This window comes from Capnocytophaga granulosa ATCC 51502, from assembly GCF_000411115.1.
GTDB classification, from domain to species: Bacteria; Bacteroidota; Bacteroidia; order Flavobacteriales; family Flavobacteriaceae; genus Capnocytophaga; species Capnocytophaga granulosa.
The window spans coordinates 16,320-42,298 of the sequence record NZ_KE150255.1 but is presented as its reverse complement, the minus strand read 5'-3'; the positions used below and the strand labels follow the sequence as shown (position 1 = coordinate 42,298).

26 protein-coding genes, 1 tRNA gene and 1 pseudogene are annotated in these 25,979 nt (G+C 44.0%); 11 read left to right on the top strand and 17 right to left on the bottom strand.

Annotated elements, in window-relative coordinates:
- Window positions 1-13: 13 nt before the first annotated feature.
- From HMPREF9331_RS07700 to HMPREF9331_RS07685, 4 genes are all read left to right on the top strand, one after another.
- Complete coding sequence (locus tag HMPREF9331_RS07700) at window positions 14-880, top strand: substrate import-associated zinc metallohydrolase lipoprotein (RefSeq protein ID WP_016420419.1); 867 nt, start codon at window positions 14-16, stop codon at window positions 878-880.
- 18 nt (window positions 881-898) lie between these two features.
- Complete coding sequence (locus tag HMPREF9331_RS07695) at window positions 899-2,245, top strand: DUF4302 domain-containing protein (RefSeq protein ID WP_016420418.1); 1,347 nt, start codon at window positions 899-901, stop codon at window positions 2,243-2,245.
- 142 nt (window positions 2,246-2,387) lie between these two features.
- A complete protein-coding gene (locus HMPREF9331_RS07690) occupies window positions 2,388-2,990 on the top strand; it encodes a MotA/TolQ/ExbB proton channel family protein (protein ID WP_016420417.1) in 603 nt (200 codons plus the stop codon).
- Window positions 2,987-3,328: a DUF2149 domain-containing protein gene (locus tag HMPREF9331_RS07685; RefSeq protein ID WP_009641108.1), complete on the top strand. Its 342-nt coding sequence runs from the start codon at window positions 2,987-2,989 to the stop codon at window positions 3,326-3,328. Before HMPREF9331_RS07690 ends, HMPREF9331_RS07685 begins: the two co-directional genes overlap by 4 nt.
- Before the next feature lie 46 nt (window positions 3,329-3,374).
- Here the strand turns inward: HMPREF9331_RS07685 and HMPREF9331_RS07680 are convergent, their stop codons facing one another.
- From HMPREF9331_RS07680 to HMPREF9331_RS07670, 3 genes are all read right to left on the bottom strand, one after another.
- Window positions 3,375-3,944 carry a Maf family nucleotide pyrophosphatase gene (locus HMPREF9331_RS07680; RefSeq protein ID WP_016420416.1) on the bottom strand — a complete coding sequence of 190 codons (570 nt, stop codon included), beginning with the start codon at window positions 3,942-3,944 and terminating at the stop codon, window positions 3,375-3,377.
- Between the two features lie 131 nt (window positions 3,945-4,075).
- Window positions 4,076-5,353: a sodium/glutamate symporter gene (gltS, locus tag HMPREF9331_RS07675; protein ID WP_016420415.1), complete on the bottom strand. Its 1,278-nt coding sequence runs from the start codon at window positions 5,351-5,353 to the stop codon at window positions 4,076-4,078.
- 73 nt (window positions 5,354-5,426) lie between these two features.
- A tRNA-Leu gene (locus tag HMPREF9331_RS07670) sits at window positions 5,427-5,506 on the bottom strand.
- Window positions 5,507-5,675: 169 nt separating this feature from the next.
- Between HMPREF9331_RS07670 and HMPREF9331_RS07665 the strand changes: the two genes are divergently transcribed.
- Window positions 5,676-6,617, top strand: coding sequence for a ribose-phosphate pyrophosphokinase (locus tag HMPREF9331_RS07665; RefSeq protein WP_016420414.1), 942 nt, complete (start codon window positions 5,676-5,678; stop codon window positions 6,615-6,617).
- A gap of 22 nt (window positions 6,618-6,639) precedes the next feature.
- Window positions 6,640-7,236 (top strand): 50S ribosomal protein L25/general stress protein Ctc, encoded by a 597-nt coding sequence (locus HMPREF9331_RS07660; protein ID WP_016420413.1) that lies wholly within the window; start codon window positions 6,640-6,642, stop codon window positions 7,234-7,236.
- A gap of 67 nt (window positions 7,237-7,303) precedes the next feature.
- Here the strand turns inward: HMPREF9331_RS07660 and HMPREF9331_RS07655 are convergent, their stop codons facing one another.
- A complete protein-coding gene (locus tag HMPREF9331_RS07655; RefSeq protein WP_050999696.1) occupies window positions 7,304-8,242 on the bottom strand; it encodes a polyprenyl synthetase family protein in 939 nt (312 codons plus the stop codon).
- A 64-nt stretch (window positions 8,243-8,306) separates the two neighbouring features.
- On the bottom strand, window positions 8,307-9,260 hold the full coding sequence (locus HMPREF9331_RS07650) for a DUF438 domain-containing protein (protein WP_016420412.1): 954 nt from the start codon (window positions 9,258-9,260) through the stop codon (window positions 8,307-8,309).
- A 127-nt stretch (window positions 9,261-9,387) separates the two neighbouring features.
- On the opposite strand from HMPREF9331_RS07650, the gene HMPREF9331_RS07645 reads away from it, so the two are divergent.
- Together HMPREF9331_RS07645 and recA are read left to right on the top strand one after the other, a co-directional pair.
- A complete protein-coding gene (locus HMPREF9331_RS07645) occupies window positions 9,388-9,900 on the top strand; it encodes an inorganic diphosphatase (RefSeq protein ID WP_009641157.1) in 513 nt (170 codons plus the stop codon).
- Window positions 9,901-10,001: 101 nt separating this feature from the next.
- Complete coding sequence (gene recA, locus HMPREF9331_RS07640) at window positions 10,002-11,162, top strand: recombinase RecA (protein WP_016420411.1); 1,161 nt, start codon at window positions 10,002-10,004, stop codon at window positions 11,160-11,162.
- 61 nt (window positions 11,163-11,223) lie between these two features.
- Here the strand turns inward: recA and HMPREF9331_RS07635 are convergent, their stop codons facing one another.
- The 3 genes from HMPREF9331_RS07635 to HMPREF9331_RS13130 all read right to left on the bottom strand — a co-directional run bounded on the left by HMPREF9331_RS07635 (window position 11,224) and on the right by HMPREF9331_RS13130 (window position 12,527).
- A complete protein-coding gene (locus tag HMPREF9331_RS07635; RefSeq protein WP_016420410.1) occupies window positions 11,224-12,039 on the bottom strand; it encodes a carboxypeptidase-like regulatory domain-containing protein in 816 nt (271 codons plus the stop codon).
- A gap of 136 nt (window positions 12,040-12,175) precedes the next feature.
- On the bottom strand, window positions 12,176-12,307 hold the full coding sequence (locus HMPREF9331_RS13430; protein WP_016420409.1) for a hypothetical protein: 132 nt from the start codon (window positions 12,305-12,307) through the stop codon (window positions 12,176-12,178).
- A gap of 70 nt (window positions 12,308-12,377) precedes the next feature.
- Window positions 12,378-12,527, bottom strand: coding sequence for a hypothetical protein (locus HMPREF9331_RS13130; RefSeq protein WP_009641099.1), 150 nt, complete (start codon window positions 12,525-12,527; stop codon window positions 12,378-12,380).
- Window positions 12,528-12,678: 151 nt separating this feature from the next.
- Here HMPREF9331_RS13130 and HMPREF9331_RS07630 point away from each other — a divergent pair, with 151 nt between their 5' ends.
- Entirely contained in the window at window positions 12,679-13,413 is a 735-nt protein-coding gene (locus HMPREF9331_RS07630) for a hypothetical protein (protein WP_016420408.1), read from the top strand.
- 206 nt (window positions 13,414-13,619) lie between these two features.
- Here HMPREF9331_RS07630 and HMPREF9331_RS07625 read toward each other — a convergent pair whose 3' ends face one another.
- Together HMPREF9331_RS07625 and ggt are read right to left on the bottom strand one after the other, a co-directional pair.
- Window positions 13,620-16,565: a TonB-dependent receptor gene (locus tag HMPREF9331_RS07625; RefSeq protein ID WP_016420407.1), complete on the bottom strand. Its 2,946-nt coding sequence runs from the start codon at window positions 16,563-16,565 to the stop codon at window positions 13,620-13,622.
- A gap of 401 nt (window positions 16,566-16,966) precedes the next feature.
- Window positions 16,967-18,679, bottom strand: a complete 1,713-nt coding sequence (gene ggt / locus HMPREF9331_RS07620) for a gamma-glutamyltransferase (RefSeq protein WP_016420406.1) — start codon at window positions 18,677-18,679, stop codon at window positions 16,967-16,969.
- Window positions 18,680-18,802: 123 nt separating this feature from the next.
- Here ggt and HMPREF9331_RS07615 point away from each other — a divergent pair, with 123 nt between their 5' ends.
- Complete coding sequence (locus HMPREF9331_RS07615; RefSeq protein ID WP_016420405.1) at window positions 18,803-19,504, top strand: hypothetical protein; 702 nt, start codon at window positions 18,803-18,805, stop codon at window positions 19,502-19,504.
- A 302-nt stretch (window positions 19,505-19,806) separates the two neighbouring features.
- Window positions 19,807-19,959: pseudogene (locus HMPREF9331_RS13125) on the top strand (DUF4280 domain-containing protein); the annotation flags it as partial.
- On the opposite strand, the gene HMPREF9331_RS07610 reads toward HMPREF9331_RS13125, so the two are convergent.
- The 7 genes from HMPREF9331_RS07610 to HMPREF9331_RS07580 form a co-directional block, all read right to left on the bottom strand.
- Window positions 19,959-20,612 (bottom strand): spermidine synthase, encoded by a 654-nt coding sequence (locus HMPREF9331_RS07610; protein WP_016420403.1) that lies wholly within the window; start codon window positions 20,610-20,612, stop codon window positions 19,959-19,961. The pseudogene HMPREF9331_RS13125 and the gene HMPREF9331_RS07610 overlap by 1 nt on opposite strands.
- Window positions 20,613-20,615: 3 nt before the next feature.
- Window positions 20,616-21,218: a 7-carboxy-7-deazaguanine synthase QueE gene (locus HMPREF9331_RS07605; protein WP_016420402.1), complete on the bottom strand. Its 603-nt coding sequence runs from the start codon at window positions 21,216-21,218 to the stop codon at window positions 20,616-20,618.
- Window positions 21,219-21,287: 69 nt separating this feature from the next.
- Window positions 21,288-21,587: a preprotein translocase subunit YajC gene (yajC, locus tag HMPREF9331_RS07600; protein ID WP_009641139.1), complete on the bottom strand. Its 300-nt coding sequence runs from the start codon at window positions 21,585-21,587 to the stop codon at window positions 21,288-21,290.
- 9 nt (window positions 21,588-21,596) lie between these two features.
- Complete coding sequence (locus HMPREF9331_RS07595; RefSeq protein WP_009641145.1) at window positions 21,597-22,037, bottom strand: DUF1573 domain-containing protein; 441 nt, start codon at window positions 22,035-22,037, stop codon at window positions 21,597-21,599.
- A gap of 110 nt (window positions 22,038-22,147) precedes the next feature.
- Window positions 22,148-23,077, bottom strand: coding sequence for a transcription antitermination protein NusB (locus HMPREF9331_RS07590; protein ID WP_016420401.1), 930 nt, complete (start codon window positions 23,075-23,077; stop codon window positions 22,148-22,150).
- A gap of 188 nt (window positions 23,078-23,265) precedes the next feature.
- Window positions 23,266-24,018, bottom strand: coding sequence for a triose-phosphate isomerase (gene tpiA / locus HMPREF9331_RS07585; protein WP_016420400.1), 753 nt, complete (start codon window positions 24,016-24,018; stop codon window positions 23,266-23,268).
- 108 nt (window positions 24,019-24,126) lie between these two features.
- The gene (locus HMPREF9331_RS07580) at window positions 24,127-25,866 is read right to left on the bottom strand and encodes a peptide MFS transporter (protein ID WP_009641096.1); all 1,740 of its coding nucleotides are present in this window, start codon (window positions 25,864-25,866) and stop codon (window positions 24,127-24,129) included.
- Window positions 25,867-25,979: the final 113 nt, after the last annotated feature.

Sequence of the window (25,979 nt, the reverse complement as noted above, 5' to 3'; positions counted from 1 at the left end):
AATTCTTTGAAGTATGAAAAAAATAACCTATATATGTATTGCCCTTTCTGTTGTCTTTTCCAGCTGCAATAAGAAAGAGACACTCGATCCCCAAAGTGTGATCCATGACGATACGGATCCCCGCACAGCTCTGGATACCTATATCCAAAACGAATATATCAATCCCTATAATATAGAGGTCAATTACAAATATGTGGATATCAACTACGAGCTGGGGCGCTACCTATATCCGCCGACTGAAAGTAAGGTACAGCCTTTCTTGGAGATGATCAAGTACGTTTGGTTAGGAGCCTATCAGCAGGTAGCTGGTACGACCTTTGTTAGCCAAGTAGCCCCTCGACAGATAAGCCTTATCGGAGGGCGTAACTTAGATCCTCAGCGCAATCCTGAGACTTACCTCTTCGAGGAAACTCTCGGTCAGGCTGACAATGGGGCTAAGATCACCATCGCTCGCGTTGACTATTATGATCCGGCCCATCCAGATGAGGACAATATCAGACACATTATCCATACCATTCAGCATGAGTACTGCCATATCGTCAATCAGCATAAGCCTTTTGCACCTGAATTTGGGAAAATAACCCCCGATGATTACAGCTCTTCTTGGCATGGTAAGACAACGGCTCAGGCCAATGCCTTAGGCTTTATTACTAACTATGCAGCAGCAAATCCCTTTGAGGACTTTGCCGAAATGACCTCTCATATGCTCATGAAGTCCAAGGCACAATGGGATGCCGCCCTTAATGCGATGCCTGAGAAAGGAAAGGTAGCTCTTAAGAAGAAGGAAGCCTTTATCGTGGAGTACTTCAGAGCCGAATGGGGTATCGACTTCTATCAGCTTCAAAGGGTTGCTTACCAAAGAATGCAGAACTATTTGTAAACCAAAACGGATACTAAAATGAGAAAAATATTATACCTACTCGCTATCATAGCTGTAACCGGATGTCAAAAGAACGAACCCGATTTGCTGCTGGGTAAAAACGCCTCCGAACGTATACAGCAGAACAAGGAAAATCTCAAAAAAACGCTCTCGGAGGCGCCTTATGGATGGAAATTGAGCTATTTTCCTAAAAAGAATACCTTCGGAGGCTATACCTTTCTAATGAAGTTCACCCTCGCAGGACGTGTAACAATGGTAGCCGATTTCGGTAGTGGGACAACTCCTCAGGAGAGTGGTTACCAAATTCAGGAAGGACAAGGTCCCCTTTTGGTCTTTACTACCCGAAACTACATTCATACCCTGCTTGAACCCCTTACCTATAGCTCAGACCCTCGTGAGCATATTGGTAAAGGTCTTGAAGGAGAATTTCAGTTTGTCTATATAGGGCAGGAGGGTGATAAACTTAAGTTCAAAACCCAACGAAAGGCGACCGAACAATTCCTTTATTTCGAGAAGGCCACAGAAGAGGATTGGACAACTATAGGTACTCAAGGTGAACAGCTTGATGGTATTGATCATACCTATTACTTGAAGGTGACTTCTGCTCAAGGAGTGGAGAACTACTTTGTAAGAAGTGCCTTCCGTATGTTCCTTTTTACCTCCATGCAGGATAGTCACAAAGCAAGCCGAGCAGGTATTGCAGTGAATTCTAATGGACTGACTTTCACACCTTCTCTGGAGATAGCAGGAGAAAAATTCACTCATATGACAGCAGAGCCAGGAACTCCTCCGCTGAACTATAGAGCACAAAGCAATGGAGTGACTATTGAGCTAAGACACTTCAATAATCCTATGGATGAGTTCGAATCCCAAGGGGATGTTGTTAGTGACTTTATAGTACTCTTAGGCGATCAAGCACATCTTAACTTGCCTTATATGAGTGCGGACTTCAAAAGAGACTTCTATACAGAGGTAGGTGAAGGGAAATTCTTCTCCTATGAGTTACTCTTCCAATCTGATGCAGATACTCCTCTCTTGCGGGTAGGCTATACCCCTACAGGAGACCAAAATGATAGAGTGTATTACGCATACAAATGTAACTATGAAATCCGTGATAAGAAGATATACATCACCTTCATAGGCGAGCATGAGGATATGGATGAGTTCTGGATAGATCCTGATAATGAAGAAATTCTACAGATGGCACAGGAGCGATTGACTCATTTTATTCAAATCAGTTCCCAAGGTATCTATCTTTGGAAGTCCAGCTTATCGGCAACCTTGGGGCCAGTATACTATATGAGAAGTATCTCAGAACCTAACTATTACTTCCCAGGTACAGTAAACCAAGCCGTGGAAGAATAAGAGATATTTATTAATGAGTAATGGTTAATGATTCATCCCATACGAGGATGAATCATTAACCATTATTGAATTATTATATATTTCTCATTGGTCATTTCTTATTTTATTCGTATCTTTGCCCTTAGAAATAATCTAATTATAAATGGACAATATCTCACAGATTCTCTTCTTAGTATCTGATAGCTTACTGATACCAGATATTATCGTACTATTGGTACTCTTCGTTAGGGCTTTGTTCTTGGTGGGGAGCTTCTACAACCAGTATATCACTAAGTATAAGAACGAGCGCCAATTGCGCCCTATCCTTAATCAGCTAACCCCTGAGCGAATGCAAGAGTTGCAGGCGGCACTTCCTGAAAAAGATAATTCGCTGTATATAAAATATTTGCGTGCTATACTTGCCCGCCCTGCCGATGATACCTATGCCGATTATATGATTACCAACTTTGAGAATGAGGCGGAAAAAGATGTGGTAACCTCAAAGCTCTTGGCTAAGGTAGGTCCTGTGTTGGGGCTTATAGGTACACTGATTGCAATGAGTCCTGCACTTACAGGGCTTTCCCAAGGCGATATTTCCAAAATGGCTTCCAATATGCAGGTGGTTTTTGCCACTACCGTAGTGGGACTGGTAGTGAGTTTGGTGGGATTGGTAACCCTACAGTTCAAGCAACGCTGGTATGCCAAGGAGGTGAACCAATTGGATTATATTACTCGTATCCGTAACCAACAAAATACCCAAAAATGAGAAACAACCGTAGAACAACGCCTTTTAAGGACGATGATGCCGACCCGCTAAGCGTGGTAGTCAATCTCTTTGATGTGGCTATGGTCTTCTCCGTCGCTCTGATGGTGTCCATGGTCATGAACCTGAACCTCTCGGCTTTCTTCACTGGGGGAGACTTTACCATTGTCAATAAAAATGGGGATGATATGGAGATTATCCAGAAAAAAGGAGAGAAAATCACCAAATATAAAACAGCCAAAGGCGCCTCTTCTTCGAATACTTCTTCTAAGGAAAAAGGCAAACGCCTGGGTACCCTCTACGAAAATCAAGATGGGGAGAATATTTTCGTACCAGACTAATAAGTGAAAAATGAAGAGTGAAAAGTGAAGAGTCGCTTTTCACTCTTTACTTTTCACTTTTCACTAATTTTAGTTGTTCCCAAAATAGTTGCGTGGGGAAGCCTACAACATTGTTATAAGAGCCTTGTATAGAGCGAATACCTACGGCTCCGATCCATTCTTGGATGCCATAGCTGCCTGCCTTGTCATAAGGTTGGTAATGGGTGAGGTAGTAGTCAATCATCTCTGGGGTGAGGGTTGCGAAAGTAACTAAAGTGGTGTCGTAAAAGGCTACTTGCTTTTCAGTGGTAGCCAGGCACACAGCCGTGATTACCTCATGGCTATGACCTGAGAAGCGACTGAGTGTTTGGAAAGCATCTGTATAATCTTTGGGCTTTCCTATCGCCTCGCCTTCAAACCAAATAAGCGTATCGGCTGTGATAAGTACTTCCTCTTTCTTGAGAGTAGGGAGCAGTGGTATAGCCTTTTGCTGAGCTATATACATGGGAATTTCTGCTCCTTGTAGTTCAGGAGGGTAGGATTCATTGGTGGGGGAGAGGCGCAACTCAAAGTCAATTCCTAAATCCTTGAGGAATTGTTGGCGACGCGCCGAAGCAGAAGCGAGAATGTATTTCATCTAAAAGTTTTGAGTTTTTAATTTTGAGTTTTGAGTTAATGATTTATACAACTCAGGTTATAGTAAAAAGTGAATAGTGAAAAACAGGGTAGTTGCTTTTCACTATTCACTTTTAATTATTCACTTAACTGTTAGCTTAAAAAGTATACGAAGCCTGAGAGGATAAAGGCATTGACGAAATCCACAAAGAAGGCACCGACCATAGGAACAATAAGGAAGGCCTTGTGTGAGGGGCCAAACTTATCGGTAATAGACTGCATATTGGCCACAGCCGTAGGGGTAGCTCCTAAGCCGAAACCACAGTGTCCGCCTGCCAGTACGGCAGCATCGTAGTCCTTGCCCATTAGGCGGTAGGTGACAAAATAGGCATAGGTGCTCATTACAAAGGTCTGTGCAGCCAAAATTACGAGCATTGGAAGTGCTAAGTCCAAAAGCTGCCATAACTTGAGGTTTAGTAGCGCAATACCTAAGAAGAGACTTAGGGAAGCATTGCCGAAGACATCGATAGCACGATCGAACATTTTGATTTTGAAGACGTAGGTGAGTATATTGCGTAAGAATACGCCAAAGAACAATGCCCAAACGAATTGAGGTAAGGTGAACTTTTCAGGGAAGAAAGCCTTTACCGTATCGGAGTCCATCAGGGCAGAGAAGGACAGGCAGGCAGCAAAGAGCGCCATGGTCTCAATAGCGGACTTGGAGGTAATAAGGCGTTGTTTTTCAGGTTGTTCGAATACGCTTACTTCTGTATCGTTATCGTTATCATTGTTGTTCTTCTGAGCCTCCTCGGAGAGTGGTTTTCTGCCCATTTTATTGACCAAGCGGCGTGCAACAGGTCCTCCGATGAGTCCTCCTAATACCAAGCCAAAGGTAGCGGATGCCATCCCTAAGGCAGTAGCGCCTTGTATATGATAATCTTGTTCGAGTGTCTTACCCCAAGCCCCAGCGGTACCATGTCCGCCAGTGAGGGTAATGGAACCTGTGACAAGTCCTATAATAGGTTTCAGTCCAAAGGCAGAGGCCAAGCCTACCCCTACGATGTTTTGTACCACAATAAAGAGGGCAACAACCCCTAAGAAGATAAATAGTCCTATACCGCCTGACTTCAAGCGAGAGAAATCAGCACTCAGCCCGATAGAGGTGAAGAAAAATAACATGAAGGAGTCCTGAAGCCCCTTGTCAAAATTCAAGGAGATCCCTTCCCCAAACGTAAGTCCGTTTTCGAAGGAAAGCCCCGTTACAATATATAAAAGGTAGACAAGGAAGGACATAAGTAGCCCTCCAGCTACAGGTTCTGGGATGTTGAAGTTTTGAAGGAGTTTGATCTTGGAGACCAACAGTCGCCCAATGAGCAGTACTAAAGTAGCAGCAATAAGGGTGTAGTAGGGGTTTACAATGATTGTATTCATAACAAAATGAAAGTTTGATTTGAAGTTAATAAAAAATCCTCTTATCATTTTCTAAGATGTAAGAGGATTATAGTACCTGAGGAGGGAATCGAACCCTCACTCCGAAGAACACGAGTTTGAGTCGTGCGCGTCTACCAATTCCGCCACTCAGGCAATTATTGTTATGAATTCGGGGGCAAAATTACAACTAATTTTTTAATTGTGCAAAAAAATCATTCTTTTTTTTTCAGAATCATTTTTAATTTATATCTTTGCACTCGGAAACAAGAGAGTCCTTGGGGGCTTTACAAAAAACGCAAATTACTTATAATTAGTTGATTTTATGGAATATTCTATGCCAGCTGTAAAGATTTTTGCTTGTACACAAAGCACTGAATTGGCAGGCAAAATTGCTCGAGCCTATGGGATTGAGCTTGGAAATGTGATTTTCTCTCGTTTTAGTGATGGAGAATTTCAGCCTTCCTTTGAAGAATCAGTACGAGGTGCTCGTGTTTTTATCATTGGTTCTACGCATCCTACTTCGGAAAACCTTATGGAGATGCTGCTGATGATTGATGCGGCTAAGCGTGCCTCTGCTAAGCATATCACGGCGGTTATGCCTTACTTTGGGTGGGCGCGCCAAGATAGAAAAGATAAGCCTCGTGTGCCAATAGCAGCCAAATTGGTGGCCAACTTATTGGAAACAGCCGGAGCTACTCGAGTGATTACTATGGACTTACATGCTGACCAGATTCAGGGCTTCTTTGAAATTCCTGTAGATCACCTCTATGCCTCTACCATATTTGTCCCTTATATCAAGTCCTTGAACTTGGACAACCTTTGCGTAGCCTCTCCTGATATGGGAGGATCTAAAAGGGCACACTCCTATGCTAAGTTCCTCAATAGTGATGTGGTAATCTGCTATAAGCAGCGCAAAAAGGCCAATGTGATTGAGAAAATGGAGCTTATTGGCGATGTAGAGGGTAAGAATGTAGTCCTTGTAGATGATATGGTGGATACAGCAGGTACACTGGTGAAAGCCTCCGAAATTATGAAAGAGAAAGGAGCTGTGAGCGTAAGAGCCATTTGTACTCATGCTATACTAAGTGGCAATGCGGTGGAGAAGATAGAAAACTCACCTATGGAGGAGCTGATTGTAACCGACTCCATTCCGCATAACTCTTTGCCAAAGAAAATACACGTACTGAGTTGTGATAAGCTCTTTGCCGATGTGATGCGTTCGGTACATGAGCATGCCTCTATCAGCGACAAATTTATAATGTAAATTTTTAATTAATATATATTTTATGCAATCAATTACAATCGTAGGATCTCAAAGAGAAAGCGTGGGCAAAGCAGCGAGCAAGGCCTTACGTAATGCTGGAAAGGTTCCTTGCGTATTATACGGAGGGGAGAATACCATTCACTTTTCAGCGGACAGCTTAGCGTTCAAAAAATTGGTATATACTCCTAATGTATATACAGCAACGATTGAATTAGGAGGAAAGACTTATACAGCTATCCTTCAGGACATTCAGTTTGACCCTGTAACCGACAAAATCCTTCACGTGGATTTCTACCAGTTACACAAGGATAAGGAAATCACCCTTGAGGTGCCTATCCAAATCGTGGGAACAGCCCCTGGGGTAATGGCCGGTGGTACACTCCGTATCGTAAACCGTAAGCTAAAGGTAAAAGCCTTGCCTGATAACTTGCCTGACTTCGTTCCTGTAGATATTTCTTGGATGGAAATGGGTAATCGTTTCTATGTTACCAAAATCGCTCAGGATAACTACAAGATCATGCACCCAGATAACACCGTAGTATGTCAAGTACGTGTATCTCGTGCTGCACTTAAGGCTGCTCAAGATGCGGCTAAAGCAGATACTAAGAAGAAGAAATAATTTTTGTCTGTAACTCATGATAAGAGAGCCTGCTCACCGCAAGGGGAGCAGGCTCTTATGTTATCTGTTATACAGTTCGTTCTATGACATAATCCACAATCTGGAGTAGGGATTTCTTATAAGGAGAATCGGGAAAATCCGATAGTATAGCTAAGGCTTTTGCTTGGTATTCCCTCATTTTGGCTTCGGTACGCTCTATACCGCCGTGAGCCTTGACATAAGCGATGACTTCCTTGACGCGCTTTTTGTCTGTATTGTGGTTTTTGACACTGTTAATCAGCCATTTGCGGTCTTCTTCGCTGGCCTGGTTGAGGGCATAGATCAGCGGCAGGGTCATCTTTTGTTCCTTGATGTCGATGCCTGTAGGCTTCCCTATAGCCTCTTCGGTATAGTCAAAAAGGTCGTCCTTGATCTGGAAGGCCATACCTACATATTCGCCAAAGCAGCGCATCTTCTCTATCAGCGGGGCATTGTCGGGGCAAACCGAGCAAGCGCCCATGGCACAGCAGGCAGCGATAAGGGTGGCGGTCTTCTGGCGGATAATCTCGTAATAGACCTCCTCGGTGATGTCCAAGCGGCGTGCTTTCTCCATTTGTAGGAGTTCGCCCTCGCTCATCTCACGGACGGCTACCGAGATGATGCGCAACAAGTCAAAATCCCCATGGTCTATAGAGAGTAGTAGCCCTTTGGAAAGGAGGTAGTCCCCAACCAAGACCGCGATTTTGTTCTTCCACAAGGCATTGATAGAAAAGAACCCACGTCGCTTATTGCTATCATCTACCACATCGTCATGCACAAGGGTAGCCGTATGAATCAGTTCAATAACGGAAGCCCCCCTGTAAGTGCGTTCGCTGATGGTGCCTCCGCTGGCGAGCTTAGCCACTAAAAAGACGAACATAGGGCGCATCTGCTTGCCCTTGCGGTTTACGATATAGTGGGTGATGCGGTTAAGCAGTGCTACCCGTGAGGACATGGAGTCTCTGAACTTGTCCTCAAAGGCAGCCATCTCCGCTGCTATAGGCTCTTTTATTTGTTCGGTAATCTTAGCCAAGGTAATTCGTTGTTTAGGGTTATTCCCATTCGAGCAAGCGTCTTTCTCCTTCTATGGTCTTGATGTCGGTGATGTCCTGTGACATTTCGATCACGCCCTTATAGTTTTTCTGGGCATCACGTACGGCAAAGTAGCGCACATAGATCAGGCGTCCGCGGAAGTTCAGCCAGAAGTTGGCTTCGTTCTGAGTGCCATTGCGGAAAGCCTCCACGATTTTTAGCACTGTACCCACGCTCTTGGGCGGGTGGCAGAACTTCACTTCACGGCCGATAATTCCTGCACTACGTGGGAAAACACGTTCCTCACCGCGATTGTAGAAAATCACCTTGTCATGCTCATCTACAAAAGTAATATCGATAGGGAGGGTCTTGAGCAGCAGGTTCACTTGTTCTACAGTCATATAACCTTCGTCAAAGTGTTGTGCTTTCTCATCAAAAACCACATCGGTACGTAGGGTGGTATCTTGTGAAGGGTGTATGTAGCCCTCTTCGGAGGGGTAAGCAGGGGGAGGCGTGGGGAGCATCCAGCCGATTTCCTCTTCTCCTTGGCGCATCTTGATCCAATCCTCATCGGAGAGAATCTCCAAGGAACGCGCAAAAAGAATGTTATACTCTACAGAGAGCAGGCGTAGGAGGTTTTCCTCTATATAGGTCATGTTCTCCGCTGCTTTGGCCAGCTGCTTATCCTCTAAGTTCTTTCTGACCAAGCGGAACATATCGCGTATGGTATCGTGGAAAGACCACATGTTCTGAGAGGGGTTAGTCCAGCCTTTTTGTTCCAAGAAAGGAAAGAGCTGATTCTCTTTTCTCTGGAAGCGTTTCTCCACGGTGGAGAGATGGTTGAAGAGGTTATAGAACTTCTGGTAGTCCACTTGGGGATCTGTCTGCATAATCTCCTCTAATAGGTTCTGAATAAGTTCAGCCTCTTGCAGATAGGTGCGTATAGGGTGCCCTTCGGGTAATTCTGAATACATAATTTGTAAGGGTATTAAATCAGTGGCAAAAGTACAACTTTTTTTTGAAGAAAGAAAGATAAATATTTGCTTTGATGATTGGGAAAAAAACGTTATCTTTGCTCTCTAATTTTCAAAAATAGTAAAAATGGCAAAAGAAACAACTTTTGATGTACTCATTGAGATTCCAAGAGGAAGCAGAAATAAGTACGAATATGATTTTGACTTAGGTAAAATGCGCTTTGATCGCATGCTACATACCTCCATGGTATATCCAACTGACTATGGGTTCATTCCTGAAACCTTGGCCGATGATGGAGATCCCTTGGATGTGCTTGTAATCTCTACCATTCCTTTCTTTCCTGGTTGTGTAGTGAAAGTAAAGCCTGTAGGTATCCTCTATATGTCCGATGAAAAAGGTGGTGATGAGAAAGTCCTTTGTGTGCCTGAGGCCGATCCTATGGTTAAATCCCTTAGTCAGCTCAATGAGGTAAATCCACACCTTACCAAGGAGATAGAACATTTCTTCAAAGTGTATAAAGATTTGGAAAACAAAAAAGTAGATGTACGTGGTTGGGGAGATGTCCAAGAAGCCCTCAAGGTATATGAGGAATGTATCGCACGCTACAAGGGACAAAGTGCAAAGAAATTTGTTCTTTAATGATTAATGCCAACAATGATTAATGATTAATACCAATGCCTATTAATCATTAATCATTGACCATTAATCATTGATCATTAACCATTAATCATTAAAAAAAGATGGCAAAGAAAGAAAAAGAAAAAGTAGAAGAGATTAAGGACAAGGAAGCCAAAGCACAAGCCCTGAAATTGGCTTTGCAGCGCTTGGAAAAGTCCTTTGGGAAAGGAACGGTGATGCGTCTTGGAGACAAGGTAGCCGAGAAGGTAGAGGTGATTCCTTCGGGTTCTTTGGGCTTGGATATTGCCTTAGGTGTAGGGGGGTACCCACGCGGTAGGGTGATTGAGATCTTTGGTCAGGAGTCTTCAGGTAAGACTACCCTTACACTGCATGCCATTGCCGAGGCACAGAAGCTGGGAGGCTCTGCCGCTTTTATAGATGCGGAACATGCCTTTGACCCCAGTTATGCCAAGAAAATAGGGATAGATGTGGACAACCTGATTATCTCCCAACCTGATAACGGGGAGCAAGCCCTTGAAATCGTAGATGGGCTGGTACGCTCTGGAGCCGTGGATATTATTGTAGTGGATTCCGTGGCTGCCCTTACTCCTAAAACTGAGATAGATGGCGAGATGGGTGACTCCAAAATGGGCGTACATGCCCGCTTGATGTCCCAAGCCTTGCGCAAAATCACAGGGAGCATCAGTAAGGCCAACTGTGTGGTGATGTTTATCAACCAGTTGCGTGACAAAATAGGGGTGTCTTTCGGAAATCCTGAGACTACCACAGGGGGTAATGCACTGAAGTTTTATTCTTCTGTACGTGTAGATGTGCGCCGACAAGCAGCTCCTCTGAAAAACAAAGAAGGAGAGGCCTATGGTAGCCTTACGAAGGTGAAGGTAGTGAAAAACAAAGTAGCACCACCTTTCCAAAGAACAGAGTTTGAAATCATCTATGGGGAAGGTATCTCCAAGGTGTCCGAAATAGTAGATTGGGGAACCGACTTTGACATACTCTCCAAGAGTGGGGCTTGGTACAGCTACGGCGGTACCCGCTTGGCCAATGGTCGTGATGCGATGAAGGCCTTACTCCATGACAATCCTGAAATGGCTGAAGAGATAGAAGGTAAAATCAAAGAAGCCGTCAAAGAAGGAAAGGTAGTGGTGAAGAAAAAAGGTAAGAAAACAGCCTCCAAAGACAAAGCCGCTGAACCTGATGAAGATGAGGAATACGACGAACCTGAAGAGGACGACGATTTTCCAGAGGAGGAAGAAGACGATTAGTAGTGAAGAGTGAAAAGTGAAGAGTGAAAAATTATTCACTTTTCACTTTTCATTTTTCACTTTATTGTCTTCCCTTAACAGAGAAAGGAATCCCCAATCCCAAGGGGGTTTTCTCTAAAATATTATCAATAGTGGTACGAGACCAGCCACCATTGGCACGGCAGCGGATTCTAAGTTCGCTGTCCTTACTTCCCTTTAGCTCAACAGCCTGCAAGGCTACCCAAACAACTCCCTTGGGGGCAAACACGGATAACTCCTTAGAGAAAATCTGTCGTTTACGGCTGGCGGGCACCTGTATATAAATAGGCCTTTCTATCAAGGGCTTAAAGAGGGTATGCTCCTTATTACTCTCATAGACTACCACACGCAGCACACAACGATCAAGGGTGTTGGCTACAATATTCATCTCAAACTTTGTAAGGAAAGTATCCTTGTTTAGAGAGATAAAGTCGCCCAATTCCTCCTCACCTTTTTTCTCATTTTCAGCTATTTCCTCCTCAGCAGGGGCGGGAATGCTCATAGTAACAATAGTAGGTAAGCCCTTTCCCTTGAGTGTGCGCTCCTTAGGCTGCTTAGCGGTAAAGGTAGCTTCAGGAAGTACAATCTCGGCGGCCTCCAAGGACACTTTGTCGGTAATATCCTTCTTTATGAGTACCTTATGTTTATAGCTCAGATGCCCAAAATAGATGCTATCGGTATCCTTGGCATGGAGGGCATCCAAGGAAAAGCCTCCCTGCTCATCGCTGATAAGACCATTGGAAGTACCTTTGACGCCTATATTCACATATTCAATAGGACGACCTTGGCTGTCTTGTACTACCACTTTTTGTGCAAACCCACTCAGGGAGCAACAACATAAAAAGAGAAAAAACTTCATGATAGTTTTGAGTTTAAGTATGCCAACTGACCATTAGCAATTGTTTTATAGTACAACGATGCTCGGCAAGTCTCCTTTGGCAAAGAGCTTTCGGTAATAGATATAGGATAGGTATAGGGAAAGTTGCATGAGTAGTTTACAAGCCTTTTCCTTTATAATAGCCTTCTAAAAAAGCATCTACTAAGCGCTGTAAGTCTTGACGTAAGAGGACACTCAGTAGCGCAGCAGTTATAATTATTAGGAAGTTTCGTTTAGTGCTTGTTTTCATAGATTATTTATTTGGGGTTATCAAGTTTTGTAAGTTGTTTTTAGATTACTATACAGGCCGCTACCTTGTCTTAGTGTGTTAGAGAATAAATAGCTTCTCCTGTAATTTTTCCAAATAGGTAGATAATCAGGGTGGAAAGGATCACAGCTATAGTGCCCCACCACTTGTTGGTAAGCATAAGGTCGTAGAATTTCTCTATATTTATAGTAGGTTTTTTCATGTTATGAAGTGTTTTATAATTCTGTGCAAAGATAAGAAAAAAAATCAAAATAAAACAAATGATTACTTAATTTTATCAACAAAAAAAATATCATAACAATTGTTTGTTTTTTTAAATTTTTTATTATACCTTTGCCCAAAATATAACGATTATGAGTAACACGATTCCGTTAAAAGAGAAGTTAGATTTTCAACAATATCAGTTGGTTATCAATGCTTTGGCAAAAATAGGAATAGAGATAGATATTCCTACGAATGTGGATGCTTATGCGGCTTCCTTGAAAGAAAAAGAACTCAAGGAAATGCCACTGAAAGAAAACGAACAGCTTTTTAAAATAGAGCTACCTTTGGCAGAGCCGCTCTTTCTTGCTGATAAGAAGGGGGGAGAGATGATCGTCATTACCAAAGATACCTATAACAAGCTGCTTATCAGGATTGAGGAGCTGGAGACACTCAATCGCACGCTAAAGGAAAAACTAGTTGAGCGACCTGTGGCTTCTGCAACCTCTACACCTACACAGGCGCCTACTATGGCCTTTACTTCTACGCCTGTGGCACATATCCCTGAACCTCAAGTAACGCCTGTGACTCAAAGCCCTATGGCTTTTACCTCTACACCTGTGACTACACCTCCGCCTGTAGCAGCGCCTGCCGTGGCTTCCCCTCAGGAGAGTACCCATACTTTCTCCACTACGGAACCTTTGACAACCAGCCCCTTAGTGCCTCATACTATTACTAAAACAGCTGAAGAGCCAACCTACCAAAAGGAACCAACTCCTACTTATCAGACTCCTATCAGTACTTCCCTTCACCAAGATGCTGCCAATATCTCTAACGAAGAGGCCTTGGAAAGAGCTAGAAAGATTATCGAGAAGTACAAGAAATAGTGAAGAGTGAAAAGTGAAGAATGAAGAGTGAAAAGTGAAGAGTGAAAAGTGAAAAATGAACTTACTATAAGTAACCAAATAAAAAAGAGGCTACCTTTTGGGGTAGTCTCTTTCTTCTTTATAGAGGGCGAATTGCTTCACATACTTGCTTACGCAACTTTGCCCCTACAAAATGTATTATTCACTTTTCGTTTTTCACTTTTCACTTAAAACAGGTTGAAGGTGGCGCGGAGGAATACATAGCGACCATTCAATCCAAATTGTGAGGTGGCACGTGAATAGACAAATTGGTCATTGTTGCTATTGGCCTTGACGTTTTTCTCAGGGTAGAGATCAAGGAGGTTATTTACACCCAAGGTCAAAGAGGTCTTAGGGGTAAAGTTGTACGCTACAGAGAGGTCGGTGATGACCTTGCCACGAATAACTTGGTGTCCGCGCTCATCAAACTCAAAATCGCCTATACGCTTGTCAGCAGCCACGATGTCAGGGCTAGTGGCTTTGCCATAATAGGTGTTACGCAAGTAAGCATTCCACTTGCCTATGGTGAGGTTGTGGGAAAGGGTAGCCTTGAAGCGAGGGATTACCTCTTCCAAGAGTACGCGAGAGCGTTCGGAGAAGAATTTGTCTTCTAAGCCAGCCGCTTTAATAGCTCTTGGGGTGTGTATCTCACCTACCTTGCGGGTTTGGGTAAGGTTGAAAGCAAAGTCATTGTTAAGGGTGAACTTATCCGCCTGTAGAGAGTGACTCACAACCACATCTATTCCTTTGGTCTCTACATCTACTGCATTGGCAAAGAATTGTACGGTATTTACATTGGCTTGGTCAAAAATCTGTTTGAGTTCATTCTGTGCAGGGCTGTTTCCAGCGGGGCGGGTAAAGGCCTCGGTGAGGATAATACGGTCATCTACACGGATAAAGTAGGCATCGGCACTAAGGGAAAGGCCAGCCTTGGGAATCTTAACAGCAAAACCAGCACTGAGTGATTTGGATTTTTCTTCTTGTAACTTCTCTATACCAAAGAGTTCTGCAGCACGGGAGATATTGTTGAAAGTACCAGTTTCTTGTAATACCCCATTGATCTGCAAGGTGTTGATATTGGTATAATACAACTGGTGGATAGAGGGCGCGCGGAAGCCAGTGGAGGCAGCTGCTCGGAGATTCACATTGGGCAAGAGTTTCACGCGTGAGGCGAGCTTATAGTTAAAGGTATTACCAAAGTCAGAATAATGTTCGTAACGTACTGCCGCATTGGCCAATAGCCACTTGGTAATATCGGTTTCAAATTCTCCATAGCCAGCCAAGACATTACGGGTTTTGGTAAGGGCACTTTCTTCTCTAAAGCCAGGGAGTACCTGAGCACCTCCAGGGAGGGCATTGCCAAAGAAGTCGGTAACCTTCTGTGAGGCAGGAGCACTCAAGGGGAGTACGCCTCCTGTGATATCATAGGTAGCATAAGAGTTTTCAGCGCCTGCTACAGTGCTATAGGACTCATGGCGTTGCTCTACCCCAAAAGAGATGTTGGACTTGTAGAATAGCTCAATGGGGCGAGAGAGATCCAAATTGATTGTGTTCTGTGCAAAACGCAATTTACCAGCATCAAAATAATCAGGAGTAGCAAAGCGCAAGCTGGTATTGCCAGTGTTCTTGATTGTATAGGCAAACTCATTGCGGCCGAAGGTATTACTTAGGTCAAGGTGCCACTTGCCAGCCTCGCCACGGATTCCAGCCGAGATAGAAGAGTCCTGTATGTCGGTGGTAATCTGAGGCAAGTAGCCGTTGGGGTGTAGGCCAGTGAAGGTACGGGCTTGGTTAGGGCGGCGGAAGAACCCTCCAGCCTCTCCATAGCGGTAGCTCTGTCCGCCAAAGACATAGAGTTCCCAGTTGTCAGAGACAGGAAAGGCTGCATTGACAAAGAATTGAGTACCCAAGAGGCTGGATTGGCCTACATGCATGTTGTAGTCCTTGCGGTCAAGACCACGATAGGCGAGTTCCTGCTCGGTAAAGTCCTTTTTGAGCAAGGGTTGTAACTCTCCGATGGAGTTGGCTCCTTGTATTTGGGCGAGGTAACTGCTATCAAAATAGCCTACTTCCCCTGCATAGCCTTTGATAAGGCCTAATAGGCGAGGGTCGGCATCTACATTGATATTGGAAAAGTAGCCAGATAGGTTGTCCCCATGGTTAAGGGCACGGCGTTCTATGGCGTTGTAGGCGTTGAATATCTCTCCGTCAAAAGTACCTGCACGGTGGGTTTTGTCGCGGAACTGAGCGGAGAAGGTAAAGTTTAGGAAACCACCTTTTTTACCCAATTCGGTACCGTAGTTGATGTCCAACTGACCTTGTGCTCCGTCAAAGCCACCGCGGTGGTCATTAGCCGTAGGGGTAAGGTGTCCGCCATAACTTACTTGGGCAGAGAGGCCTTTGTCTTTCTTAAGCTCAAGGTTCATCACCCCAGCAATAGCATCGGAACCATATTGGGCGGAAGCCCCATCGCGCAACACCTCTATTTTGGAAAGGGCGAAGGAGGGAATAGTATTAAGGTCAGTCCCAACGGTACCACGCCCAGGCGTACCATTGACATTGATAAAGGCGGAGGTGTGTCGGCGTTTTCCGTTCAGTAGTACGAGGGTCTGGTCAGGGCCTAAGCCGCGCAATTGGGCAGGGTCAAGGTGGTCAGAACCATCGGAAACTACTTGGGTGGTGGAGGTGAAAGAGGGAGCAATGCTGTTGAGTATCTGGTTGAGGTTCACCTGAGGTTGGGTTTTGCTGGTTTTGGCCACATCAAAGACATCTACAGGGACGGGGCTATCAATCTTGGTGCGACCTCCTGCACGGGAGCCTACAACCAATAATTCAGGGAGTTCTTCGGCTTCGCTTACAAGGGTTACCACGAGGTTTTTCTGCTTACCAACCTTGATTTCTTGGTTTTTGAAGCCGATATAGGAAAAGACAAGCGTTTGGTGAGGTTCTACATGAATGCTGAACTCACCGCGTTCGTTGGTAGTGACGCCTTTGTTAGGCACCTCTTTGACCAAGATGGTAACGCCCAAGAGGGGTTCATTCTGGTCGTCAAAGACTTTACCTTTGAGGGTTTGTGCGCTTGTAATACTTGCCACAAGAAAGGCAAGGAGGCTAAGGAAGGGTTTTAGTTTCATTTTTTTAATTTTTAATTGTTAATGGTTAATTGTTGTTGCTATTATGACTGATTGCTGTCTGTTTATTTGACCATAGAAAACAAAAAAGCAATGATATAACATCATTGCTTTCTTAAACTATGGGCAAAAGAAATTATGATGTCTTACGTTGGGTAAGGCATGAGACAACACATCATCATATTTCTTTGCGTAAAAAACATCTTTTTTAATTGTTAATTATTAATTATTAATTGTTAATCACTTTTCACTCTTCTCTTTTCACTCTTCACCCACATACCCAGCTCCATGTATTCGCTGGCTATACTTTTCACTCTTCACTAATTCAGGGGCAAAGTTAGAAAAAATTTTTTAATTACCAAACAAAAAACATATTTTTTTTTACATTTCTTCCTTTTTGCAGTTTAGTAACCTTCAGCCACATCGTCGCCACGGGGGTCAGCACCCCCTTCTAAGGTGCCGTCTTTCTCTACCAAAATGGCATCTACACGGCCGATGATAACAAAGTTTTCTTCCTTGGGGACATAGCCTTTGGCCTTGAGCTTGGCAATGACGGCAGGGTCAAAGCCTTTGGGTTCGAACATCACATCATCGGGGAGCCACTGGTGGTGGAAACGCGGCTGGCTTACGGACTCCTGCATGGTCATACCATATTCGAAGACATTGAGCATACATTGGAGTACAGAGGTGATAATAGTAGAGCCCCCAGGGGTGCCGATGACCATACGGAGCTTGCCGTTTTCCTCTACTATGGTAGGTGACATGGAGCTAAGCATACGTTTGTTCGGTGCAATGGCATTCTTTTCAGAGCCTACCAGTCCGTAAGTGTTGGGTTCGCCTGGCTTGATACTGAAGTCGTCCATTTGGTTATTGAGGAAGAAGCCCCCGCCCTTAACATATACTTTAGAACCATAATTGGTATTGAGGGTAGTGGTCACGGCCACCGCATTGCCTTCGCTATCCACGATAGAGTAGTGGGTGGTCTCATCGCTCTCGTAGCCCACCACCTTGCCATGGGCAATCTCGCTGGACTTGCTTGCTCTATCCCAAGAGAAAGAACGCATACGCTCCTTTAGATAGTCAGGGGAGAGGAGGGTTTCAGTAGGAACTTTTACAAAATCAGGATCGCCTAAGAAATAAGCCCTATCGGCATAAGCACGGCGCTCAGCCTCCACCAGTAGCTGCACATATTGCTCGCCATTGTGAGCGTATTGCCCTATCTTATAGGGTTCTACCGATTTGAGTATCTGACCGATACAGATTCCACCACTGGAAGGGAGTGGCATGGAGGAAATAGTATAGTTCTTATAATTGAAGGTAATAGGGGTGCGCCACTGTGAGTGGTAGTTTTTTAGGTCCTCAAGAGAGAGGATACCGCCCAATTCCTGTACATAATTCACGATACGCTTGGCTGTTTCACCTTCGTAAAACTCTTTACGGCCATTGTCGCGGATACGTTCGAGTGTCTGTGCCAACTCCTCATACTTAAAGCGTTCGCCAGCTTTCCAGCCGTTTTCGAAGATGGTAGTATAGTTGTTAGCCTTTTTAATTTCGGCAAGATTTTTCCCCATATAGAAGTCGGCTTGTAGGGGAGTGATGACCACCCCATTGCGAGCTAGGTCAATAGCAGGCTGGAAGAGGTCAGTTATAGGGAGTTTGCCGAATTTCTTATGTACCTCAAAGAGTGCATCGATGGTGCCAGGTACCCCTATAGCCAAGGCGCCGAGGGTGCTTTTATCGGGAATCACTTTGCCGTTGGCGTCCAAGTACATATCGCGGTGCGCCTTGCTGGGGGCTTTTTCGCGGTAGTCCAAGGCACCTTTTTCGCCATTGGCCAAGCGATAGACCATGAAGCCGCCTCCGCCTATGTTACCCGCATTGGGATAAGCTACGGCCAAGGCCAATTCGGTAGCCACCATAGCGTCAAAGGCATTACCACCTTTTTTAAGGATAGAGAGGCCTATCTTAGAGGCTTCTTCCTTGGCGCTCACCACCATACCATGCTTAGCAAGTACGCCTTTGGTATGGCCGTAAGCGGTTTTCTTGGGTGCTGAACAAGCACTTACTAGTAGGAGGACAAATACTCCTAATAGTGAAAGGGTCTTTCTTACGATCATGTTTTTGTATATTTATTTAGTAGTGGCAAATATAAGAATTTTTTTGCAAAGTTTGTTCGTTTAAGTAATATTTTATACATTTGTCCAAACGAAAAACGACTTGCAGAAATAAACTAAGCACTTATGAAACGTTTGGAATTTATCAAGAAAACAGGATTGGTAGCAGTGGGACTGCCGTTGCTTTCCTCTTTTGAAGTTTTTTCTTTTACAAGAGGATATCAACAAGTCATATATCCCCCTGTAGATGATCGCTTTGAGACCTTTGACTTTGAACTCTTTGAGAAGTTAAAGAAATTAGATAAGGATTATCAAAAAAACTTAGCAGAAGGGAATGATTATGTATCAGTAGTTCTTCCTGATGGCACTTATTTTTATATAGATGATTCCTCAAAAACAAAGGATTATTATTATATAAAGGAATTTCCCCCTTATTCCTATTTTGCAGTAGCAAAGTCCTATGATAGACGAGGATATATTACAGAAAAAGGACTTTTAGGAGAGCCTCGTTTCTGGGAAAAAGGGCGATGGTATTATTTTAATAAAGAGGGGAAATTAGAAAAGACTATCAATTATGACGAGGTTTCTAAGTTTACTTTCGAGCAGGTAGAGGATTTTTGTCTGTCAAAAGGAATGAAATTACGTAGAGGTTATAATGATGGTAGAGTCTATACAGGTGCACGTATTGAAAGAGTATATCGACCTGGAGCTAGCTATAATTGCTGGGAAATAGTTTATAAAAGAGAAACACACCTTGATTGGTACCGTTTAGACTTACAAACAGGAGAAGTGCTTTCTTATAATAAATATGATGGTTTTAGATGTTAATTATTTAAGTTTCGCAAGTTGTTTTTAGGTTGCTATTGAAATTGCAAGTAACTGATAAACAATTATTTGTAAAAACCTCCCCCCAACCCCCCTCCAAAGGGGGAGCTTTAAGGGCGTTGAAATGGTCTAATTTGTTTATCTAATTGGAAAATTTTCTTTCTATAACTTATTGAACCTCTACTACTTACTAACTCCCCCCTTGAGGGGGGTAGGGGGGATGTTTTGAGAATCAGTAAGTTATAAAGTTTGCGAAACTTAAATTAATTATAAATCATTTGGAATTCATATAAAAGCATTACACTATGGATATCATCACCAATACCGCAGAACTCAGTTGCAATCAAGGTACTACCAAAAGCAAACTTACTGTGACAAGTCAGGATTTTGTAACTATTGAGGACAAGCCTATCGCTACTGAAGGAAACAAACAAATGTATGAAAGAATTTTTTACTTTTAGCTCAAAACAAGTATTTCGTTTTCTCCCTCTACCTTGGGAAAGCGGTCTATATGGAATTGGTCGGAGAAGAATTGGATAAAATTTTGGTTTCTTTGTGCCTCGGCTTTCGTTTTTACAATGGTATTGAAGAGAATCACTCCTTTTTGGCTGAGAATTTTCTTTAACTGAGAGAAAAAGGCAGGTGCAAAAAGGAAAGCGGGCATCTGATCATCTTGAAAGATGTCTACAATGACCAAATCATACTTTACATGGGTGTTTTTTATGTAGTCTTGGGCATCGCAGAGAAAGATCTGTAGGTTTTTGATCTTGTCCAAATGGAAATACTGGCGGCCTATAGCGATGACTTCTGGATCAATATCTACCCCATGTATCTGCCCGCGGAACTGAACTTCCTCCACGAGGGTCTCTACCACACTGCCTGCGGCTAAACCCAATACGAGTACGTTTTTCTGTTTTTGAATCCGCTCAAAGCCGATTTTCTGTAAGCCAAAACGCAAGATACGTTGTAGGCTCCCAAAGGAATAGTCGGTATTAGGGGTGTTCAGCAATCGCTTGCCACTGAGTAGGGTTACGGTGAGCTGTCCACTGATAGGGGAGGATTGCCTTGAGAGGGTGATAGGGAAGATATAGCTGAGAATACGCTTTAGCATGGCTTAGGGGATATCCAAGTATTTGTGCATCTGTAAGGAGATTTTCCACTGGGGGTATTCCATGACATAATCTACCATAAGGGGAATCATCTTCTCGCGGCGACTCCATTCGGGTTGGAGGTAGCGGATACAGTCGGCATGGGTCAGGGCGGACATCTCCTCGGCAAAAAGAAAGTCATGATGGTTGTAGATGACCATCTTTAGCTCATTGGCTACTTGGTGGATAGGTGAGAGCGGACGCTTGTTTTTCTTAGGGGAGAGACAGATCCAGTCCCACTCACCAGAGAGTGGGTGTGCCCCAGAGGTCTCTATATGGGTACGTGCCCCATGGCTCCTGAGCAGCTGGGTGAGGGGAAGTAGGTTGTACATAAGGGGTTCTCCCCCTGTGATGATGATTGTTTTGGAATGGGTGAGAGCCTGCTCGGCAATTTGCTCAATAGGTACTAAGGGGTGCGCCGTAGCGTCCCAACTCTCCTTGACATCGCACCAGTGGCAGCCCACATCGCAGCCTGCTAGGCGAATAAAATAAGCAGCGGTACCCTTGTAATAGCCCTCTCCTTGTATGGTATAGAAGGCCTCCATAAGGGGAAGCAGTTCTCCAGACATAATAGTGAATAGTGAAAAGTGAATAGTGAAAAGTGAAGAATGCTCTCACTCTTCACTTTTCACTCTTTGTTATTCATTTGTTAGTTTGCGGCTATAATCCATAGAAACGGCAGAGCGCTCAAACTTGAGTTTGCCAGAGAGGGTCTCTATCACGATAGTAGTATCAGTGATTTCAGAGATACGCCCATGTAAGCCACTTTTCATGATGACTTTGTCGCCTTTCTTAAGAGCATTATAGAATTTCTTTTCTTGTTTTTGTCTTCTCATGGAAGGGAAGATCATAAAAACAAACATAATCACGAACATGATTATGATAAAGAGGAAGTTACCTCCGCCCCCCTGTGGGGCTGCTTGTAATAGTATATTCATAAGACGGTATTATTCTTTTACAAAGGCTTTGATAGTAAGCAGTTCTGTACCTTGTTCTGTGTTGGTCGTTAGGGTTACGGTCTTGGAGATGGCATCTTTGCCTGAGCCGTTATATACCACTTTGATAGCACCACTTTCCCCTGGGGCGATTGCCTCTTTAGGATATTCAGGGACGGTACAGCCGCAGCTACTGGTGGCGTTGGTAATCACCAAGGGCACCTTGCCTGTATTTTTGAAGTTGAAAGAGGTCTGTACCTCCACGTTTTGCTTAATTTCTCCAAAGTCATGAGTGGTTTCCTCAAATTTTATTTGAGGGAATTGTGTAGCTTGTTCAGCTAATTTCTCAGCAGCTTCTAAGTTACTTTGTTTGATTTTGTTAGCCGCATCAGTGCCATTGTTGTTGCAAGCGGCAAGGAGTGCTACTCCTACAAGTAAAAATATTCTTTTCATGATTTTTAGTTTTTAGTCGTCAGTGGTTAGTTGTTAGTTGTCAGTGGTTAGTGGTTAGTTGTTAGTGATTAGTTGTCAGTGGTTAGTCACTAGTCACTTGTCATTAGTCACTATAAAAGTCCTCTTCCAATCTTCTTAAGAGTGCCGTCTTGGGTGAAGTCCTTAGAGAGGGTATCAAGGATACCATTGATAAACACACTACTCTTGGGGGTGGAGTACTCTTTGGCAATCTCCACATATTCGTTCAGAGTAACCTTTACTGGGATACTGGGGCACTTGAGTAGCTCGGTGATACCCATTTTGATAAGGATGGCATCAATCTCTGCTATGCGTTCAGTGTCCCACTGGGGGGTCTTCTCTACCAAATATTGTTGGAACTTCTCATCGTTAAGCACCGCTTTTTTTAAGAGCTCTATACCGAACTCTCTGTCGGCTATATCCTTGAATAAGGGAGGGACAAGCTCGTTCTCTTTGTCTTTGCGTAGTCCTTTGAGGAGCTTGACAATCAGGGTATTGACCAGAGGGAAGTCATCAGTCCAAGTGATTTCTGTATCGGCTAAGAAGTCAAAAAGTTCCTCATCGGGGGCGATAACCTCCATATATAGGTCGGCTAAGAACTGTCTGTCGCCTTCAAAGCTTCTGGGGCGCCCCTTAGCCAGCTGATAGACTTCGCTTTCTAAAATTTTGTTATACAATATGTTGATATACTCATCATGGGTTCGCCACAAGAGGGTTTCCTTTTCTATAGCCTCGCAGAGTGCCTCATCGCGGGTGATCAGCTGTAAGGCTTCATTCTCCAAGAACAATGTATGAGAGATATTCTCATCACGAATAAACTTGTTTTTATAGACGGCCTCCATCTGCTGGGAGCGTTTTTCCAAGGCTGCCCACAAGCCCATAAGGACTATGTACAAGCTGTGGGTATTGTCCATACTTGCCACAAGGAAGTTTTCCCCTCTTTGCAGATTATAATTTTCCTCCTGATGTAGTGCATAAATGGTCTGCATTACCTTTACACGAATGTGCCTACGAGTGAGCATAAAGAACTTTTAGTTAGTTGCAAAAATTTATCGGCAAAAGTACATATTTATTTTTATATAGCCTCTATATTTTTGAAAAATTATTTTTTGACTCTCACAAGCACATAACGACACTTGGGCAACATGCGGGCATGTGTCCATTTTAGGAAGAGAAAAAAGGGACAAAGTTGCCCTTGTCCCTTGGTTTGTTAGCCTATAGCCTTGATAATGGTGATAAAGTCGTCAGCCACTAGAGCGGCTCCTCCTATAAGCCCCCCATCTACATCGGGGTTGGCAAAGAGGGCGGCAGCGTTCTTAGCGTTGCAGCTACCTCCGTAGAGGATAGTGAGGTCATCGGCTACGGTTTTTCCGTATTTGTCGGCCACAGTCTTACGAATAAAGGCGTGTATCTCCTGTGCTTGCTCAGGGGTAGCAGTCTCGCCTGTACCAATAGCCCATACAGGTTCGTAAGCCAGAACGATGTGTTTCCAAGCCTCTTGAGGCAAGTGGAATAGGGCGTTTTGTATTTGTGATTTTACTACCTCAAAGTGCTTAGCCGCCTTGCGCTCAGCGAGTTTCTCTCCTATACAGAAGATAATACGAAAGCCATGGGCGAGGGCAGTATCCACTTTTTTGGCGAGACTCTCATCGGTTTCGTTGAAGTACTCACGGCGTTCGGAGTGTCCTAAGATAGTGGTTTTCACTCCGATAGCCTCAAGCATGGAGGCGGACACCTCACCAGTGAAGGCGCCTTTTTCAGCAAAGTGCATGTTCTGAGCCGCTACGATCATAGGGCTACCTTTGGTTTTCTCTACAGCCAAGGCAAGATTTACAAAAGAGGGGGCAATCACTACCTCCGCCTGTGTTTGTGGAAGTTTTTCGAGCAGGGCGGCAATAAGTTGAGCGGACTGGGTCGCATCATTATTCATTTTCCAGTTACCTGCAATTACTTTTTTTCTCATAAGTATATGATTTGAGTTATTAGTTGTCAGTGGTTAGTGGTTAGATTCGGCAAGCAAAAATACGAAATTTAATCTGAAAACAAAAGGATTTTTGCTTTATTTTGTTGGTTACTTTACTTCGTGCATGAGCTTTTTGAGCACAGGGTTGTATAGCATCACCAAGATACCCGCACCAGCGGCAATACCCGCAAAGATAAGGAAGAAAGTACTTAGCCCATATTCCTTAGTGATGGACACTACCTGTCCGCCTAAGGTAGCGGCTACTTTCTGGGCGATGGCAATCCCTAAGTACCAAGTACCAAACATGAAAGCCAGCATTCGGTGAGGGACGAGCTTGGAGACATAGGAAAGCCCCACAGGAGAGATAAAGAGTTCGCCTATGGTATGGAAAAAATAGATGAGTATGATATAGGCCATGGAAATCTTCATATCCTCACTTAATCCTTTGGCACCAAACCACACTACCAAATAACCAAGGGCGACGAAGAACAATCCAAAGCCATACTTGAAGGCTACTGAAGGGTTGTATTTGGACGACCATATCTTGGATACGGAAGAGGCTAAAGTGATGACAAAGAAAGCATTGAGTACCGAGAACCATGATACTGCAATCTCGGAAGTCTTCTTAAGGAACTCACTCCTAATGGCATAGATGGCTACCCCCCAGATGAGCAGGAAGCAGACAAAAAGCACTATATTGGTCAGCGGAATAAGTTTCCAAGTGACCATCGCCAAACGAATCAATACAAATGAGATAATCAGCAAGGGAATGAGCATCAGCAGGGCATTGATGATATTGAACACCAACAGTCCCTCACCGCTAAGGCTTCTATCCACATAATCACGTGCTACGATGATCAGTGACGAAGGGGCTTGCTCGAAGGTAATAAAGAAGAAAATAATAAAGAAAGCCAAACTCATCACAGCAAACATACGGTTGCGGACAATCCTGTCATAACGCAGAATACGCGATACTAATAAATAAACAAATAACAATAGGGCTACAAGCGCCACAAGGTTCTGCCCACGCATAAGGGAGGTATCTACCCAAGCAAATAGGTCGTAGATGTGGTTCTTGGACAAAGGATCATTGAAGGCATAGAGCAGTCCCAGTACGGATACCACGACAATAAGTACATTATCCACTAAGGTGAAAGGGTTGCGCTTGTCCGTATCGGTTGATTGCTCGTGGTGCACCTCCTTCTTGAGCATACCCAAATCCCCCATAAGCGGTTTGGCAAAGACAAACTGTAGGGTGCCTAAGCCCATAAAGATACCCGCTAGCCCAAAGCCCCAGCTCCAGCCCTTGGTAGCAGCCAAGTAACCACAGAGCATCATACCTAAGAACGCTCCTGCATTGACCCCCATATAGAAGATCGTATAGGCGCTATCTTTCTTGTCGGGATGATCTTTGAACATCTCCCCAAGGATAGAAGGCACATTGGGCTTGAACAATCCGACCCCAACCACTAAGCAGGTAAGCCCCACAAAGAACATAGTGGTGGAGTGCAAGAATAAGCACAACTGTCCTATAGTCATGATGATAGAGCCTATGATGACCGCACGTCGTGTACCTAAGTATTTGTCGGCTATGATTCCTCCCAAGACAGGGGTGAGGTACAAGAGCATCGCATAAGTACCATAGAGGGCGGTGGCTTGCTCGGAAGTCCAGCCCCAGCCCCCCTTAGGGTCGCCTAAGAGAATTTCAGCGGTGAGGAATTGTACCAGGAGCACCCGCATCCCATAGAAGGAAAAACGCTCCCACATCTCGGTAAAAAAGAGAAAGAAAAGCCCCGAAGGCTGTCCCAATACTTTGGTGTCAAAATAATGTGTCTTTTTGTCGTTCATAAGGTTAATGAGTTAATTCGGCTCAAAGATAGTTTTTTTTTCTGAATAGACCTAATTTCTTTACAAAACTTTTTATATTGGCTTTAAAATCGTATTTTTGCGCCTATGTTTAA